Consider the following 16,922-nt stretch of genomic DNA (forward strand, 5'->3'; position numbering starts at 1 on the left):
CGTCGGAGTGGTGGTCGGGGTGGTGGTGACCGTGGGCGTGGGAGCCGTGGTGGTCGGGGTGGTGGTGACCGTGGGCGTGGGAGCCGTGGTGGTCGGGGTGGTGGTGACCGTGGGCGTGGGAGCCGTGGTGGTCGGGACCGCCTTGGCGGCGACGGTGATGTCGATCTTCTGGCTGCGTCGGGTGTCGCCATCCTTGAGCGAGCCGGTCAGCAGCCGCAGCACATGAGCGCCGGTGGTGTAGGCCGGAACCGACCCGTAAGTGCCGGTGGTGGTGCCGTCGGGCAGCTGCACCTGGACCGAGAACGTGCCGTCGGTGTTGGCGTCGATGACCTGCCACACCTCGGTGCCGTCGGTCTTCTCGATATTGCCGTCGTCGAGCTTGAGCGCGATCTTGGAGCCGGACGTGCCGTCCTCGGTCGTCCAGCCGGTGCCCGTCAAGGTGATGGTCCCGCCGATGGTCGGCGTGCCCACAACGGTCGCGGTGGCCGTTGCGGTTGCGGTGGCCGTTGCGGTGGCCGTCGGCTCCGGTTCGCTCGTGGTGTCCTCCGGAGTGATCTTCCACACCTTCGAGCCCCCGGTCGTGCGGTCGACAGCGTAGGCCGACCCGCCGGCGACGATCACGTCGTTGGGTGCGGTACCGACCGGCACCTCACCGATCTTGGCGCCGGTGGCGGCGTCCAGCACCAGCACGGTCGAGCCGCCGAAGGTGGCGCTGTAGACCAGGCCGTTGGCGGCGTCCACGGCGTTGTTCAGTTGTGCCGCCGTGCCCGCGACCGTGTTGATCAAGGCGCCGGTCGACAGGTTCACCGTGCGGACGTCCGACGAGCCCTGGCTGGACACATAGGCCAGCCCGCGGGCCTGATCGACCGACACACCGGACGCCGACTCGCCTCCGGTGTTGGCGACCACCCGGAAGCTCTTCGTCATCGAGTCGATCTCGATCAGCGCGCCGTCGTTGAGGTTCACCGTGTAGAGCAGGGCGGTGTTGGCATCGGCCACCAGATCGAGCGCCATCGGCGAGAAGCCCGACGTCAGGCCCGTGATGGTGTCGACCACCTGCAGGGTGTTGGTGTCGATCTTGGTGATCGTGCCGCCGGTGGGGTCGCTGACGTAGGCGATGTCGTGGAACGAGTCGATAGCGATGTCGCGGGCATGGCCGAGATCGCCGATCGTGGTGACCCGCGCCCCAGTGTCCTGGTCGTAGACGACGACCGCGTCCTCGCGGGTGGCGCTGGTCCAGATCCGATTGTTCTCGTCGTCGACGGCAATGCCGTAGGCGGCTTCCGGACGGGCGGTGGCCGTGCCCTCATCCAGGGTGCGCGGTGTGATCGTGCTGACAACCTGCATGGTGGCCGGGTTCAGCTTGCTGATCGTCGAGACGGCAGCGCGCGGTGTGCCACTGTCCCAGTTGTGGGTGGTCGAGGTGACCCAGACCACGTTGTTCTTCGCTGAGTAGGCGGCCTGGTAGTTGTCCTGGCCGACGGTCGCGCTCTGCACGTCGAAAGTTCGGCTGCCGACGGTGACCGAGGCGGCCTGGGCCAGCGGCGCAGCAGCGGCGAACGACCCCATCAACAAGCCAAGCGCGACCACACCCCCCAGTGCTCGGAGGGGTTGGCGGAGCCCACCCCCGGATGTTCGTTGGATTTGCGTGCGCACTGCTTCTCCTCCTGATGGTTGGAACTCGTCCGCCGACCGAACCTCCCACGGGCGACGACGTCGCTTAGGTTAGCATTACCTAACAATCATCCGATCGTTCTCAGAGTGTGGTGACAAGGGGGGTTCATGCTGGCTCAGGAGGTGCCGTCGATGGCGGTTCTGACTACGCCGGATCCATGGTCCAGGGCGCCGTTGTGCGACCAGTTGGACGCTGTTCTCGCGACCGTGGACGCGGTGCGTCCGGCCATTCGGGACGCGTCCGGCACGGTGGTCAGCTACGGCGAACTCGGACGGCTGTGCCGGGAATTCGCCGCGGTCGGCGTCCAGGACGCCCCGCTGGCCGTGCTCGGCGGCTCGGCTCGCGCGCTGGCCTTGGCGGTCGCCGTGGTCTACGCCGGACGGCCGCTGGTGCTGCTCGATGCCCAGCTGCCGATGGCCCGGCTGCGGCACATCCTGACCACCTCGGGCGCCACGTCCACCGTGGTCGACGACGACCTGCAGCAGCTGGCCGCGGACGCCGGCGCCGCCGGCGTCCAGACGGTCGCCGATCTGTGGCAGAACGGGCCGCCGTGTGCCGGCGAGGTCCTGCGTCCCGGTGGCAGTGTTCCGGCGACGCTGGTGTACACGTCCGGCTCGACCGGCACCCCCAAAGGCGTGGTGCTCAGCCACGCCACGGTGGTCAACGGCGCCGCGACCGCTCGCGACGAGTTCGGGTTGTGGGCCGGCGACGTCTGCGCGATGCTGCTGCCGCCCGCCTACGCCGCCGGGCAGGAGGTGCTCTTCATGGCCGTGCTGAACGGCTGTCTGGTGGAGAGCTTCGACCCCCGGCAGGGTCCGGTCGGCGAGATCGCCGACTGGCTTGCCGACCGGCACATCACCACGCTGCACTGCACGCCGTCCATGCTGCGGCACCTGAACGGCAGCCTCAGCCTGAACAGCTTCCCGGCGATCCGGCTGCTGACCACCTGCGGCGAACCCGTGCACGGCCGTGATGTGGCCGCCGCTCGCAGCTACCTGCCGCGCGCCGCGTACGCCAACTACGTGGGGTCGTCGGAGACCGGGCACCTCAGCTTCTTCCACGTGCGCGCCGGCGAGCGGTTGCCGTCGGGTCAGATCCCGGCCGGGCGGGTGACCCGGAACAAGACGATCCGTCCGATCGCCGACGACGGCAGCCCGCTGCCGTCCAGTGAGGTGGGCGTGCTCGAGGTCAGCTCGCCGTTCCTGGCGTCCGGCTACTGGCGCGATCCCGAACGGACCGCCGAGGTGTTCGCCACGCGCGACGACGAGCGGGTGTTTCGCACCGGTGACCGGGGCAGCGTGCTCGACGGCCAGCTGCACCTGGCCGGACGCAAGGACGACGCGGTCAAGATCCGCGGCTACCTGGTCGAACCGGCCGAGGTCGAGGCGGCGCTGCGCCGGATCGACGAGGTGCTCGACGCCGTCGTGATCGCGGACGCCGACGCCGGCCGGCTGATCGGCTACGTGGTGCCCGACCCGACCCGCCGGACGCCGTCGCTGGCCCAACTCCGGGTGGCGCTGGCCCAACGGCTGCCGGATTGGATGGTGCCCCAGGCCATCGTGCTGCTGGACGCGCTGCCCCGGAACGAACGCGGCAAGGTGGACCGGGCCGCGCTGCCCGCGCCGGCCGTCCGGTCGAACCTCACCGTGCCCACCGACCAGTGGGAGGCGCTGGTCTCCGCGGTCTGGTGCGACGTGCTGAAGCTGGAGACTGTGGGGCGCGACGAGAGTTTCGCCGAGCTCGGCGGCGACTCGCTGGCGGTGGAAGAGATGCTGGCCGCCCTCGCCGAGGACGGCATCGATCTGCGCGGCTCCGACCTGGCCGCTGCGCCCACGCTGGCCGCGTTCGCCGCCCGCGTCCGGCAGAAGTCGGGGCGGCAGCCCAGCCTGGACGACGGGGTCATGGTGACCCTCCGCGAGGGCGACGGGGTGCCGGTGTACTGCTTCTCGGGTGCCGGCGGCCCGGCCTATCTGTTCGCCGACCTGGTGCGCAAGATCGACGCCAGCCACCCGGTGTACGCCTTCCAGGTGCGTGGTCTGGAGCGGCGGGCGATCCCGGACTGGTCGGTGCGGCGGGCGGCGAAACGCTACGTGGGCCTGATCGAACGGCGTCAGCAGCCCGGGCAGGTGGTGCTGGTCGGTCATTCGCTGGGCGGGCTGTTCGCGGTCGAGGCCGCCCAGCTGCTCCGTGAGCGCGGCTACGACGTCGTCCTCACCGTGCTGCTCGACACCCTGCTGCCCGGACGGCTGGCCAAGCTCAGCGGCGAGTCGGCGCCGGAGCTGCGCATTCCCGGTGGGCACAAGCAGAACCGGCGCGAATTGTGGCTGACCCGGTTGCAGCTGCTCGGGGCCGGCCTGTACCCGTATCCGCCGGCGGTGCGCGACCAGGTCTTCTTCCAGCACGGTCTGCGGCTCACCGAGTGGTATCGGGTGCATCCCTGGGACGGTCCGACCGAGGTGTTCCTGACCCCGGAGAACGCCGACGACCGGGGCTGGTGGCGGCATGTGCTGACCGGCGAATACCGCGTGCACGAGGTGGAATGCGGCCATGTGGCGATTCTCAAACCGCCGTACGTGAACCGGATCGCGGCCCTGGTCGGCGATGCGCTGAGTGCGCGCGTTGGCTGACCGGTCGCGGCGCGCGCGGGCGGCCACCGACCGGCTGCCGGGGTTGGGACGCCTGGAGCAGTTGGTGCTGCGCGGCGACGGTCTGACCACCACTTCGCTGGAGGTGCTGACCGGTGAGCAGGTGACGGCGCATCCGCTGCAGCACTGGGTAGTGGCGGCCACCGACGACCTGTCGGTGGCCGGGGGTGGCGCCAACCCCTACACCGGCACGGCGTCGCTGGCGGTCGCGGCCGAGTTGCGGCGGGCGCACGACGTGCTGGAACTGCTGCCGGAAGAGTCGCTGCTGGTCCGCGAGGTGCTGCTGCGGGGCGCGACACAGGTGTGGGCGACCGCCTGCGTCAGCTGCGTGGTGGACCGGCTGCCGGAGACCGTAGTGCGGACCCTGGCCACCTCCGAGGCGCCGATCGGTCGGACGCTGCACCAGGCCGGGGTGGTGACGTCGCGCCGGCTGACCGGCTGGGGACGACGTCCGGCCGGACGGTGGGCGACGCAGCTGGCCGGCGTCCGATCCGAGACCGAGTCGATTCCCGGCCGCGAGTACGTGATGACGCTGCCGGTCGACGGCCGTCCGCTGGGCTACTTCGTCGAATGGTTCTCGCCGGCGATCTTCGACGACCCGTCCGATCCGAACGGAAGGAACCGATGAACCCGATCCAGACCGACGTCGCCATCGTGGGCGCGGGACCGGCCGGCCTGGTGCTGGCCCGGATGCTGCACCTGCAGGGCATCGACGCGGTGGTGCTGGAACGCCGCTCCCGCGACTACGTGCTGGGCCGCGTCCGGGCCGGCATCATCGAGCAGCCGGTGGCCGATCTGCTGGTCGAGTTGGGTGTCGGGGAGCGGATGCTCGCCGATCGCCTGGTGCACGACGGCGTCCAGCTGCAGCATCGGGCGGGCGGTGCGATGGTGCGGCATCGGGTGGACTTCGCGGCTCTGTGCGGCAAGACGGTGACGGTCTACGGGCAGCGGGAGCTGGTCCGCGACCTGATCGGGTTGCGCGAGGCAGACGGACTGCCGCTGCGGTTCGGCTGCGAGGTGACCGGGCTGCAAGGCCTCGACGACGACCGGGTTATGGTCAGCTGTCGCGATGCGGCGGGGGAGAGCACGATCAGCGCCCGGTACGTGGCCGGGGTGGACGGCGCACACGGCATCACCGCCCAGCTGCTCGACGCCGACGGCCGGCAGACCCTGCAGCGTCGCTATCCGGCGGCCTGGCTCGGGGTGCTGGTCGAGGCGGCGCCGCCCAGCCACGAACTGATCTACTCGCGGCATCCCGAGGGGTTCGCGCTGGCGTCCATGCGGACGCCGGAGGTGAGCCGGCTCTATCTGCAGGTGCCGGCCGGCGACACCCTGGCCGACTGGAGTACTGACCGGATCTGGGAGCAGTTGCACCGCCGGCTCGACCTGCCCGACAGCCCGGTCAACGAGGGACGGTTCCTGGAGTCGTCGATCACCCCGTTGCGCAGCGTGGTGCACCGCCGGATGCGCTACGGCCGGCTGCTGTTGGGCGGGGACGCCGCCCACGTCGTCCCGCCGAGCGGCGCCAAAGGGCTCAACCTCGCGGTCGCCGACATGGTGCAACTGTCTTCCCGGCTCGTCCGGGCGGTGCTGCACGGCGACGATTCGGCCCTGAACGATTACCAGGAGGCGTGCCTGCGCCGGGTCTGGCAGGTCACCCATTTCTCCTGGTGGATGACAGATCTCCTGCACCGGCTGGACGACGAGGAGTTCGGCGAAGAACTGCGCTCCGAGCAGATCCGCACCCTCTCCGACGGTGGCACCCTGGCCCGCTGGTTCGCCGACAGCTACACCGGCCTCCCGATCTAGCGGGGACGGTTCTTTCTCATTCGAATTTCGCACCTTCGGGGACGGTTCTTACTCGTGCGAGTTTCGCACGCGCAGGGGACGGACCTTGGTGTCGAGGGTCTGTCCCCCAATACTGCGAAATTCGAACGAGAAGAACCGTCCCCGGCCTAGCGGAAGTCGCGCGAGGTGACCCGGACGCGGAGTCGCAGGGGTTCGAAGTGGTCGGCCAGCAGGTTGGTGACACCTTCGGGAGAGCGTTCCAGCATGCCGCGGACGATCAGCGCGGGCGAGTCGCGGGCGACCCGGCGGTGCCGCGTCCAGACTCCTTGCGAGCAGACCACGTTGATCAGGCCGTGCTCGTCCTCGAGGTTCATGAAGGTGATCCCGGACGCCGTGGACGGCCGCTGCCGGTGGGTGACCACCCCGGCAACCTCAACCCGGCGTCCGACCTCGGCGGTGCGCAACGCGGACGACGGCAGCACCCCGCGGACATCGAGGCCCGCGCGCAGATGCGCCAGCGGATGGTCGTCGGTGGAGATGCCGGTGGCCCACAGGTCGTCGGCGAGGGTCTCGAACGTGGACGGCTCGGGGAACAACGGTGGTTGGATCTCGGGCAATGTGCCGGGCAGAAATCCCGGCTGATCGAGGGCGGCGGTACCGGCTAGCCATAGCGCCTCGCGCCGGGTCAGTCCGAGACACTCCAATGCACCGGACGCCGCCAGCGCCTCCAACTGCTGCGCGGCCAGCGACGTGCGGCGCACCAGATCCTCCATCGAGGTGAACATCCCACCCGATTCCCGCGCCGTCACTACCTTCTGGGCCGCCTCGGCGCCGATGCCCCGGACGCCGGCCAGCCCGAGCCGGACGGCGAATCGGCCGTCGCGGCGATGCGCGGCCGACTCGTCGGGGGCGCCGGCGTCGAAGTCGCCGACCGGGGGTTGGTGCCGCTCCAGGCAGGACGCCATGCCGGTGGGGCCAGCGGGGACGGGGGCCTGGTCAGCAGGCAGCGCCTCCAGCACGGCGTCCGCACCGGAGCGGGCCAGGCAGGGCCGCAATGCTCTCACTCCGTGCCGGGCGCCGTCCGCGGTGAGTGTGGCGGACGAATAGAAGCCCATCGGCTGGGCCCGCAGCAACCCGGCCAGGAATGCCGCCGGATAATGTAGTTTGAGCCATGAACTGGCATAGACCAGCAGCGCGAACGACAGCGAATGCGATTCGGCGAAACCAAAATTAGCGAACGCGTGAATCTGCTGGTAGATGGCGTCCGCGGCGTCACCGGTCAACCCGTTGCGGGCCATTCCCGCATACAGCTTCTCTTTCAAGGAGTCGATTCGTTCCTCGCCGCGTTTGGAGCCCATCGCGCGACGCAACAGGTCGGCGTCCTCACCGCTGCATTCGCCGATCGCCATCGCCATCTGCATCAGCTGCTCTTGGAACACCGGCACCCCCAGGGTGCGCTTCAGTGCCGACTCCAGCTTTGGGTGCGCGTACGTGACCGGCTCTCGGCCCAGCTTGCGGCGGACGAACGGATGCACCGCACCGCCCTGGATCGGTCCCGGGCGAATCAGCGCGATCTGAATCACCAGGTCGTAGAACCGGCGTGGCTGCAGCCGTGGCAACAACCCCATCTGAGCGCGGGATTCCACCTGGAACACGCCGATCGAATCGGCTCGGCAGAGCATGTCGTAGACCGCCGGCTCCTCCTTGGGAATCGTGGACAGCTCCCATTTTTCACCGGTCGAATCTTTGATCAGGTCGAAGGTGTGCTGCAGCGCGGCGAGCATGCCCAAACCGAGCAGGTCGAATTTCACCAGCCCCATCCAGGCGGCGTCGTCCTTGTCCCACTGGATCACGGTGCGCATCTCCATCCGGGCCGGTTCGATGGGCGCCACCTCGCTGACCGGACGGTCGGTGAGGACCATGCCGCCGGAATGGATGCCGAGATGGCGCGGTGTCTTCAGCAACTGATCGGCCAATTCGATCACCTGCAGCGGAATGTCGTGGTCCTCGGCATCGGCCAGCGGACCCCAGCGTTCGATCTGTTTCGAGAAGGCGTCCTGTTGGCCGGGGCCGAAGCCGAGCGCGCCGGCGATGTCGCGCACCGCATTCTTCGGCCGGTACTGGATGACGTTGCAGACCTGGGCGGCTCGATCGCGTCCGTACTTGTCGTAGACGTATTGGATGATCTTCTCGCGTTGGTCGGAATCGAAATCGACGTCGATATCGGGTTCCTCGTTGCGGAGCGCCGACAGAAACCGCTCGAACGGCAATTGATAAGCGATGCTGTCCACCGCGGTGATATTCAGCAGATAGCACACCGCGCTGTTGGCCGCTGAACCACGACCTTGACAGAGAATGCCTTGACGACGTGCCTCGGCGACAATGTCGTGCACGATCAGGAAATAGCCCGGAAAATCCTTGGTCTCGATCACTTCCAGCTCGCGCTCGATTCGCTCGGCGTCCGCCGGACTGAGATCGGGATACTTCTGCGGCACCGCATCCCAGACCAGCTGCCGCAGCCAGCTCATCGGGGTATGACCCTCGGGCACCTGTTGGGAAGGCAGCGCCGGCTTGGCCTTGCGCAGCGGGAAGGCGAGCTGGTCGGCCAGGGTGACGCTGTATTCCACCGCGCCGGGGTAGCGGCGGAATCGCCGTTGCATCTCGGCGCCGGAACGGACGAAGGCGGTGCCCGCGGCCGGCAGATAGCCATCGAGTTGGTCGAGGCTGCGGTTCGCCCGGATGGCGGCCATCGCCTGGGCCAGCAACTGATCCTGCGGCCGGGCGTAGTGGACGTTGCCGGTGGCCACCACCGGCAGCCCGCGGGCGGCGGCCAGCGCGGTCAGGACGTCGTTGTGGGTCGAATCCAGCGGCATTCCGTGGTCGGTCAACTCCACGGTCACCGCGTCGCGGCCGAACACCGCCACCAACTCGTCCAGGGCCTTACCGGCCGCCTCGGACCCACCGACGGCCAGCGCCCGCCGGACGGCGCCCTTGCGACAACCGGTGAGAATCGCCCAATGCCCGCCGGCCCGCTCAGCGAGCCGCTCCAACCGGTAGCGAGGAAGGCCCTTCTCGGCACCCTCCAACTGGGCCTCGGTGATCGCCGCGGCCAGCCGGTGGTAGCCCTCTTCGCCGCGGGCCAGCACCAGCAGATGGACGCCGGCCGGGTCGGGCCGGCCGTTCTGCCGAGCCGGCAGATCCAGCGAGAGCTCGGCGCCGAACACGGTCTGCACCTTGGTCACCTCGGCGGCCTCGGCGAACCGGACCACCCCGTAGAAGCCGTCGTGATCGGTGATCGCCATCGCGTGCAGGCCGAGCCGCTCCGCTTCTTCGATCAGCGCCGCCGGCCCGGAAGCGCCGTCCAGGAAAGAGAACGACGAGTGGGCATGCAACTCGGCATAGGGCACCGGATCGGTCGGACGCTGGATCGGCGGACGCTGATAGGGCCCCCGCTTCCACGAGAACGGGGCGTCGTCGCGCGCCACCCGGCGACCGCTCAGCGTCCCTTCCAGCTGCCGCCAGGTGACCGCCGGATTGTCGAACCCCATCAGTCGTACCCACCCATCAGTCGTACCGGCCTTCGGCCCACCAGGCGCCCTGCTCGAGCACCAGCAGCCAGGCGGTCTGGTCGGCGTCCACCACCTGGAAGCGGTGCGCCGTCCGGCTGCGAGCGGCGTCCCAGCCCCGCTCGCTGATCGGCCACGGCCCCGCCCAGGCCTCGATCGGACGCCGTCGCGCACCGTCCACGAGCACGGCCGGGGACGCCGACGGCTCGCCCCGCTCGCTCACCGTGACCGCGGCGTCCGCGGCGTCCAGGACGGTCACCGGATGCCGCTGCGGGAAGACGGTCGCCGGGGCCGGTGCCGGCAGCGAGCCCGGCCAGGGTTCGGCGCGGGAGTTGGCCGGCACCACCCGCTCGCCCCAGGGCACCAGCTGTTGCCGCTCGGCCAGCCAGCGACCGCCGGCGATCACCGGGGTGACCACGCCCTCGTGGCCGAGCATCGCCTGCACACGGGAGAGGGCATGGTGCATGCGCTCGTCCACCCCGGCCCCGAACAATCCCGGTTCGTGGTGCGCGGCGTCATCGACCGCGACCGGTTCCAGCCGGACGGCGGTGATTCCGCCGCGCAGACCCTCGGCGCCGGCCAACTGCCAGCGCACCCGGTCGACCACCGCGGCGGCATCGAAGGCCGTCGGGTGCAGCCACACCCGTTCGCTGATCCGTCCGTCGGAATCGGTGCAGCCGACCCGCAATTCGGTGCAGACCAGCCGGTGTGTGCTCAGCGCGGCGATGAACTCATCCACGGTCGCCCGCACCGAGAAGGCCACCTGATCGACCAATTCCAGGGGCGGATCGAAGCTCGCCTCCCGGATCAACTCGGGCGGCGGGGTCCGCGGGATCAGTGGCCGGGAATCCCGGCCGCCGGCCAACGCATGCAACCGAGCGCCGTGGGCGCCGAACCGCTCCCGGACGGCACTCGCTTCCAGCGTCGCGAAGCTGCCCAGGGTCCGGACGCCGAGTCGGCGCAGCAGGACGGTCAGGGCCTCGTCGGTCAGCACCGTCACGGGTAGTGGCGCCAGGAAAGCGGCGGACTCGCCCGGCGGGACGATCTCGACCCGGTCCGGCGGCGCGGCCGACCGGGCGGCCTGTTCGGCGGTGAACAGTCCGTCGGCCACCCCCACCCGCGCATCGGTAAGGCCGAGCTCGGACAGCACGTCCAGGATCACTTCGGACGCCGGCAGCTCGCCGCCGTAGTACCGGGCGATGCCGCGGGCGGGTACCGCGCACAGCCCGGCATGGACCACCTGAAACCCCGGAGCGACCTGCTCCAGGCGATCCAGCACGGTGGCGAAGACCCGGTCATCGCGTCCGGGATCGGCCGGCACCAGGACCAATCCGGGACACCGGGTCTGGGCCTCCCGGCGGCGCATTCCCTCGGTCACCCCGTCGGCATGCGCGGCCGCCGAACAGGCCAGGATGGTGCCCGCCTCCAGGATCGCCACCGCCACACCCGCCGGCTCGACCAACGGATGGCCCTTGGTCCGCTGCCAGGCGGTGATCGGCCAATCCGGGAACCACGCCACCAGACACCGCCGAGGCTTCGGGCTGGACATCAGCTCACCACCCGCAGCGACTCACCGGTGCGGACGCGTTCCGTCGCGACGTCCGAGCCGGACGCCGCCGTCAACCGGCCCGAGCCGTCCGGCAGCGACACTCGTGCCTGCCGGGGCGCCGGCAGCCGTTTCGAGGCAACGGCGACCACCACCTCGCGGGTGGTCAGGTAGCCGTGCCCGTCGCCGACTCCCGACCAGTGCGGCGCCGATGTGCTCAGGGTCGCCTCGACCCGCGGCCATGCACCGGCGACCAGCAGCACCGTTCCGCTGCTGCGCAACCGGGCGGACAGCCGGGCGGCATCGGCGTCCCGCACCCGGCCACCAGGGCGGACCGCGACGATCGGAACCACCTCGGCCAAGGCAGCGGTGATGGCGAACCAGCGTTCGCCCGGATGCGGCACCAGCGCCAGCCGGTCGAGACTCAGCCCGGCCTGCTCGGCGGCTTCGATGCCGAGTTCCGGTAGCCCGATCGCTCCGCACCAGGAGCCTTCTCGCGAGGATTCCGCCAGCAGCGCCAGCAACAGTGCCCCGTGGTTGACCGAATAGGCCGAACCCGGTGCCAACCCGCCGCCCGGCAGCAGCCCGGTCAACGCCGGCGGCACCGGGAGCAGTCGGCTGGCGCGGGTGTCGGCCCAGCGGACGTCGCCCTGCACCCGGCGGACGCCTGCCAGGCGCGCGTCCGCGTCCAGCGGAGAGGCGACACCGATCGACATACCGTCGATGATCGAACGAATGTTCGATTATGTCAAGCCGGCGGCGCATCTCCCGGCTGGTCCGCACCTGGGCCCGGCACACCGCGAAGGGGCGCGCCGCTTACCGCGGCCACGTGGCCGCCTTGCGGGCGATCGTCGACTGAAGGATGCGCTGATCAAAGCCCCGCCATCGTCATCCCGGACTTGATCCAGACTTGATCCGGGATCTCTCCCGCCGGATATCCCGGGTCGGAGCCCGTAATGACGCGAATGATCAGCGGTTCCTGAACGCAATCGACCGGTCGAGGCGGCGATTCAGATCAGCCAGCGGTTGCCCCGGACCAGCGGCAGATTGCGCCACGCCGTCCCCAGGCCGAGATATCGACCGGAGTCGAAGGCCAGTACTGACAGGGCGGCGAGCGCGTAGAACAGGTGCTGGTCGAGGAACGGGTTGTATTCCAGCGGCAATGAGGCGAACCAGAGGTTGAGCATCAGCACACCGCCGCCGATCGCGGCGACACGGGTGCCGATGCCGAGCATCAACGCCAACCCGGCTCCGGCGGTGGCGAGCACGAACAAGGCGTCGGCAACGGGATTCCCGGCCAGCGGCTTGAGCAGTGCGGCCGCGGGCGCGTCGTCCGCGAGGCCGTACAGCAGGAAGCCCTTCGTCGGTGAGACTCCGGCGAGAACGGACTGTTCGGGCGTGGTGGCGAAGCCGAGGCCGAAGATCTTGTCGATTCCCGACCAGAACAGTGCCCAGCCAAAACCCAGCCGGAGCAGGCCGAGGCTGTATCGCTGGAGCGCAGGTGTCGATGGCGCTGGAGATGAGGCGAGATGTGCGGAGCTGTCGATGGCGGCAGCAGACATAGGGGGTCTCCTGAGATGAGGGGAAATGCCTATCCGCCGTCCGGTCGGGTCATCCGGTGGTCAGGCTCAGCCGGCGACCCGGTGCGGACTGCGGAAGGCGGGGACGCCACTCGGCCGCTGCACCGGCCGGGTGGAGAAGCGGGCGGTGGCGCCGAGGTGCCGGGTGCGCGAACGCAAGATCCGCAGCCGGCGGAACTCGGCATCGATGGTCCGCAGCACCCGCATGCCGTCGGGCAGCGCTCGCAGATTCGAGGTGCCGTGGATCCGGTCGTGCTCATAGCTGGGGATCTCGAGGATGGTCAGCCGGGCGGCGGCGGCCCGGCAGTTCAGCAGGGTCTCGATCTCGAATCCATCGCCCCAACGGGTGCCGCCGGCCTCGGGGTCGGGGAGATCGAAGACGTCGAGCACATCGTGCCAGAACGCGTTGTACCCGTAGCACAGATCGGTGTAGCGGGTGCGGAACAGGACGTTGACCAGACCGGTCAGGGCGCGGTTGCCCAATGCGCGGGTAGCGGTCAGGTCGGCGGAGCCGCCGCCGTGCAGCATGCGACTGCCCTTGACGAAGTCAGCCCCGCTGAGCAGCGCGGCCACCATGAGGGGGATCTCCCGTGCATCGGCCGAGCCGTCGGCGTCGAACATCACGACGATGTCGCCGGTTGCCGCGGCGAAACCACAGGCCAGGGCATTGCCCTTGCCCGTTCTGGTCTGCTGCATCACGCGCACCGACGGCATCACCTGTTGGGCGGTCTCGACGGTGCCATCGGTGGAGCCGCCGTCGACGACGATGACCTCGTGCACGTCCGGCAGCGTGGGCAGCACGCGTTCGAGATTGGGTGCCTCGTTGAAGGTAGGGACGATGATGCTGACCCGCGGGTGTGCGGGAACGGTACGGAGCGACATGAGCAGACTTCCCCCGAAGACTGAGTGGATCAGCTGACTAAGGCTTGCCTTACCTAAGTTACAGCAGACCTATTAGGGGCCGCCAACCGCTCGCATCCTGAAATCGACTCACCGCCATGGCTGTCCGGCAGTGAGCTAGGGCGACCGTGCGATGGCACGCCGAAAGAAGCAGGGCCCTGCGTCCGGGAGGCCAGGGCTAGGGAAAACGCTGGTCAGGCGACGTCTGGTTGCAGCCCGGCGGCTTGCAGCTGATCGGCCAGGACGTCGGCGTCGCCCACCACGACCAGGCTGAGGTCGTCCGGCGGCAGGTGTCGCGCGACGGCTGCGGTGGCGTCGTCGGGGGTGACCTGGCGCAGTGCCGTGGCGTGCGCGTTCACGAAATCTGGTTCGAGGCCGGCCTCGATCAGCGTCGCGACCTGGTCGGCGATCCCGGAGGCCGTCGCGCTCCGCAACGGTGCGATCCCGACCAGGAAGTTGACCGCGTCGGTGAGCTCGGCGGCGGTGAGTGCGCGATCGCCGTCCACCCGCAGCAGTTCGGACGCCTCCGCGATCGCCGCAGCGGCCACCTCGGTCCGGAACGAGGCATGCATGGCCAGCAGGCCGCCGGAACGGGACGGCGTGTTGGCCAACTGCACCCCATAGGTATAGCCACGTTCCTCGCGCAGCACCCGGTTCAGCCTGCTCAGGAAGCCGCCGCCGAGCACGAAGCCACCCAGACGGAGTGCGGCATAGTCCGGGTGCCGCCGGTCGAGCCCGAATCTGCCCAGGCGGACATCGGCCTGGACCGCACCTGGACGGTCGATCAGCAGGACGCGGGACGGCGCCGGCCGCGGATCTTCATGGGCAACGGTCGTGGTCGACTGCTGCCAGTCGTCGAAGGCGTCCGCGACACTCGGCAGCGGATCGGCGCCGAAGTCGCCGGCCAGGATCAGGGTGCCGCGTCCGGGGCCGTAGTGGGCGCGGTGCTGCGCCTGGACGTCCGCGGCGGTGATGCCGGCGACCGCGTCCGCGTTTCCGGCGGCCGGCCGCGACGCCCGGAAGGCGTCGCCGATGACCGTCGAACGAAACGCGATGGCCCCGCGCTGGGTCGGGTGGGCCTGCTGTTGGGCGATCTCGGCCAGCCGCAACTCGACATGGCGCTGGACGTCGTCCGACGCCAGCTGCGGTTCCCGGACCGCCTCGGCGAACAGCGGAAGGGCCGCGGCGAAGCGGGTGCTGGGCACCTCCAGGCCGAGATGAGCCGCGGAATGACTGCTGCCTCCGGTGAAGACGGCGCCGCAGCTCTCCAACTCGTCGGCGAAGGCGGTCCCCGGATGCGCGACGGTGCCCTCGTCCAGGCAGCGCTGCAGAATGACCGAGACGCCCTCGCGTTCGGACGCCTCGGTCGACAGCGGCAGATCGAGCACCAGGGTGGCGTTGATCAGATGCTGTCCGGGCCGCTCGAAGACGAGCACCCGCAGGCCGTTGTCGAAAGTGACTTCCCGCGGCGTGGGAAAGTCCCAGTGAGGCGGCGGGCCCACCACCGGCCGGTTCATGCGGACTCCTTCCGGTAGCTGAGCATCGCTCGTTGCTCGGGACGCAGCCAGCGGCCGGCGGCTGCAGCGACCTCGTCGAGGCCGATGCCGCGCACCTCGTCGAGGTGACGGTTCACCAGGTCCGGATCGCCGTACAGGGTGGCGTAGCACCCGATCAGGTCGGCTCTGCTGTCGAAGCTGCCGAGCTGGTCGAGCCAGGCCCGCTCGAACTGCGCCTTCGCCCGGTCGACCTCCGCCTCCAGCGGACCCTCGTCGACCAGGCGCGCGACCTCGTCGACGATGGCGTCCTCCAACTGCTCGGCGGGGACGCCGGCCAGCCCGCGCGCCTGCGCGAAGCCGATGCTGGTGCCGCCGATGAGTCCCAAAGTGGACGCCCCGGCACCCTCGGCGATCGTGTCGGTGCGCACCAGCCGCCGGTGCAGCCGGGACGTCTGACCGTCGCCGAGCACGGCCAATGCCAGTTCGAGCGCGGTGAACTCGCGGGTGTCGCGAGCCGGCAGCCGCCAGGTGGCGTAGGCGGCGTCGGTCGGGACGTCGGCGCTCACGTCGGCACGGGGGAGGCCCTCCAGCGGTGGCAGCGGCGGCGTCGCCGGACGCGGGCTACGGGCGGCCGGCGGCACGGCACCGAGGTAGTGGTCGGCACGGGCGGCAGCCTGGTCGGGCGTCACGTCGCCGACGATGGTGAGCACCGCGTTGTCGGGGGCGTAGTGGGTCGCGAAGAAGGCGCGGACGTCGTCCAGGCTGGCGGCAGCGAGGTCGTCCATCGAGCCGATGGTGGGATGGGCGTACGGGTGGCCGTCCGGAAAGGTCAGTCCGACAAGGTGAATCAGGACGTCGCCGTAGGGAATGTTGTCGTAGCGCTGGCGCTTCTCTTCGAGCACGACGGCGCGCTGGTTGTCCAGGGTGTCCTGGCCGAGCCGCAGGCTGGACAGCCGGTCGGCCTCCAGCCACAGGGCTAGGTCGAAGGCGTGGGTGGGCACGGTCTCGAAGTAATTCGTGCGATCGAACCAGGTGGTGGCGTTCGCCGAGCCGCCGACGCTCTGGACGATGGCCAGGTGCTCACCGGCGGCGACGTGGGCCGACCCCTCGAACATCAGATGCTCGAACAGGTGGGCGAGCCCAGTGCGACCCGGCTGTTCGTCGCGGGAGCCGACATCGAACCACAGGTTCACCGCGACGACCGGCACGGCCGGATCGGGGGAGACCACGACCCGCATTCCGTTGCCCAAGACGGTGAGGTGCAGAGGGAAACGCACAGCAGTCGACATGTGGGCCATCGAACCACACCGAACCCCGACGGCGGGGTACGCCGGGATAAGTGCCGTGAGAGCGTCAGGCAAGCGGACGCCGCGGCGGCCGGAACAGCAGGGTCAGCCCCATCACCACGACGGCACCGGCGAGAACCGGCACCATCGCTGCCAGCCCTCGCTCCAGCGCGAACGAGTCGGTCGGCGGCCATGGCCCGGAGCTGCCGGTACCGGGCGGCGGTGAAGCGGACGAGTTCTCCGGACGCGGTGACTCGGGAGACGGGGTGCCGGTGGTCTGCTGGACGGTGGGGTCGGGGGTCGGCGTCCCGGCGTCGATCGTGCCGGGCGCCGGCGAGATGTCGACCTGCTGCACACGCGACGACGACGGCACTGGCTCCGTACTGGCCACCGTCGGAGTCTGCGTAGTCGTCGGTCGTGGGCGGGACGTCTGGGTGGGC

The 16,922-nt window shown here is 69.9% G+C and carries 12 protein-coding genes; 3 read left to right on the forward strand and 9 right to left on the reverse strand.

Features of this window, described 5'->3' with window-relative positions; translation table 11 throughout:
- Positions 1-1,569 (reverse strand): YncE family protein (locus QM619_RS10840; protein WP_415108117.1); only part of this gene is annotated, 1,569 nt, incomplete at its 3' end.
- Between the two features lie 213 nt (positions 1,570-1,782).
- Between QM619_RS10840 and QM619_RS10845 the strand changes: the two genes are divergently transcribed.
- From QM619_RS10845 to QM619_RS10855, 3 genes are read left to right on the forward strand one after another with little or no spacing between them, the layout of a single operon-like run.
- Positions 1,783-4,302 (forward strand): alpha/beta fold hydrolase, encoded by a 2,520-nt coding sequence (locus QM619_RS10845; protein ID WP_415108120.1) that lies wholly within the window; start codon positions 1,783-1,785, stop codon positions 4,300-4,302.
- Entirely contained in the window at positions 4,295-4,948 is a 654-nt protein-coding gene (locus QM619_RS10850) for a hypothetical protein (protein ID WP_415108123.1), read from the forward strand. Before QM619_RS10845 ends, QM619_RS10850 begins: the two co-directional genes overlap by 8 nt.
- Positions 4,945-6,129, forward strand: a complete 1,185-nt coding sequence (locus QM619_RS10855; RefSeq protein WP_415108126.1) for a 4-hydroxybenzoate 3-monooxygenase — start codon at positions 4,945-4,947, stop codon at positions 6,127-6,129. Before QM619_RS10850 ends, QM619_RS10855 begins: the two co-directional genes overlap by 4 nt.
- Before the next feature lie 146 nt (positions 6,130-6,275).
- On the opposite strand, the gene QM619_RS10860 is transcribed toward QM619_RS10855, so the two are convergent.
- From QM619_RS10860 to QM619_RS10895, 8 genes are all read right to left on the reverse strand, one after another.
- Complete coding sequence (locus tag QM619_RS10860; RefSeq protein ID WP_415108129.1) at positions 6,276-9,656, reverse strand: error-prone DNA polymerase; 3,381 nt, start codon at positions 9,654-9,656, stop codon at positions 6,276-6,278.
- A gap of 16 nt (positions 9,657-9,672) precedes the next feature.
- On the reverse strand, positions 9,673-11,223 hold the full coding sequence (locus QM619_RS10865) for a DNA polymerase Y family protein (protein ID WP_415108132.1): 1,551 nt from the start codon (positions 11,221-11,223) through the stop codon (positions 9,673-9,675).
- On the reverse strand, positions 11,223-11,936 hold the full coding sequence (locus tag QM619_RS10870) for a hypothetical protein (protein WP_415108135.1): 714 nt from the start codon (positions 11,934-11,936) through the stop codon (positions 11,223-11,225). The genes QM619_RS10865 and QM619_RS10870 overlap by 1 nt, the downstream gene beginning before the upstream one ends.
- Before the next feature lie 294 nt (positions 11,937-12,230).
- The gene (locus tag QM619_RS10875) at positions 12,231-12,782 is read right to left on the reverse strand and encodes a hypothetical protein (RefSeq protein ID WP_415108137.1); all 552 of its coding nucleotides are present in this window, start codon (positions 12,780-12,782) and stop codon (positions 12,231-12,233) included.
- A gap of 66 nt (positions 12,783-12,848) precedes the next feature.
- Positions 12,849-13,682, reverse strand: coding sequence for a glycosyltransferase family 2 protein (locus QM619_RS10880; protein WP_415108140.1), 834 nt, complete (start codon positions 13,680-13,682; stop codon positions 12,849-12,851).
- Between the two features lie 212 nt (positions 13,683-13,894).
- Complete coding sequence (locus QM619_RS10885; RefSeq protein ID WP_415108143.1) at positions 13,895-15,217, reverse strand: M16 family metallopeptidase; 1,323 nt, start codon at positions 15,215-15,217, stop codon at positions 13,895-13,897.
- Positions 15,214-16,485 carry a M16 family metallopeptidase gene (locus QM619_RS10890; protein ID WP_415108146.1) on the reverse strand — a complete coding sequence of 424 codons (1,272 nt, stop codon included), beginning with the start codon at positions 16,483-16,485 and terminating at the stop codon, positions 15,214-15,216. The genes QM619_RS10885 and QM619_RS10890 overlap by 4 nt, the downstream gene beginning before the upstream one ends.
- 64 nt (positions 16,486-16,549) lie before the next feature.
- Positions 16,550-16,873 (reverse strand): hypothetical protein, encoded by a 324-nt coding sequence (locus QM619_RS10895; protein WP_415108149.1) that lies wholly within the window; start codon positions 16,871-16,873, stop codon positions 16,550-16,552.
- Positions 16,874-16,922: the final 49 nt, after the last annotated feature.

The sequence above is a fragment of the Micropruina sp. genome (assembly GCF_047606665.1).
Taxonomy (GTDB): domain Bacteria; phylum Actinomycetota; class Actinomycetes; order Propionibacteriales; family Propionibacteriaceae; genus Micropruina.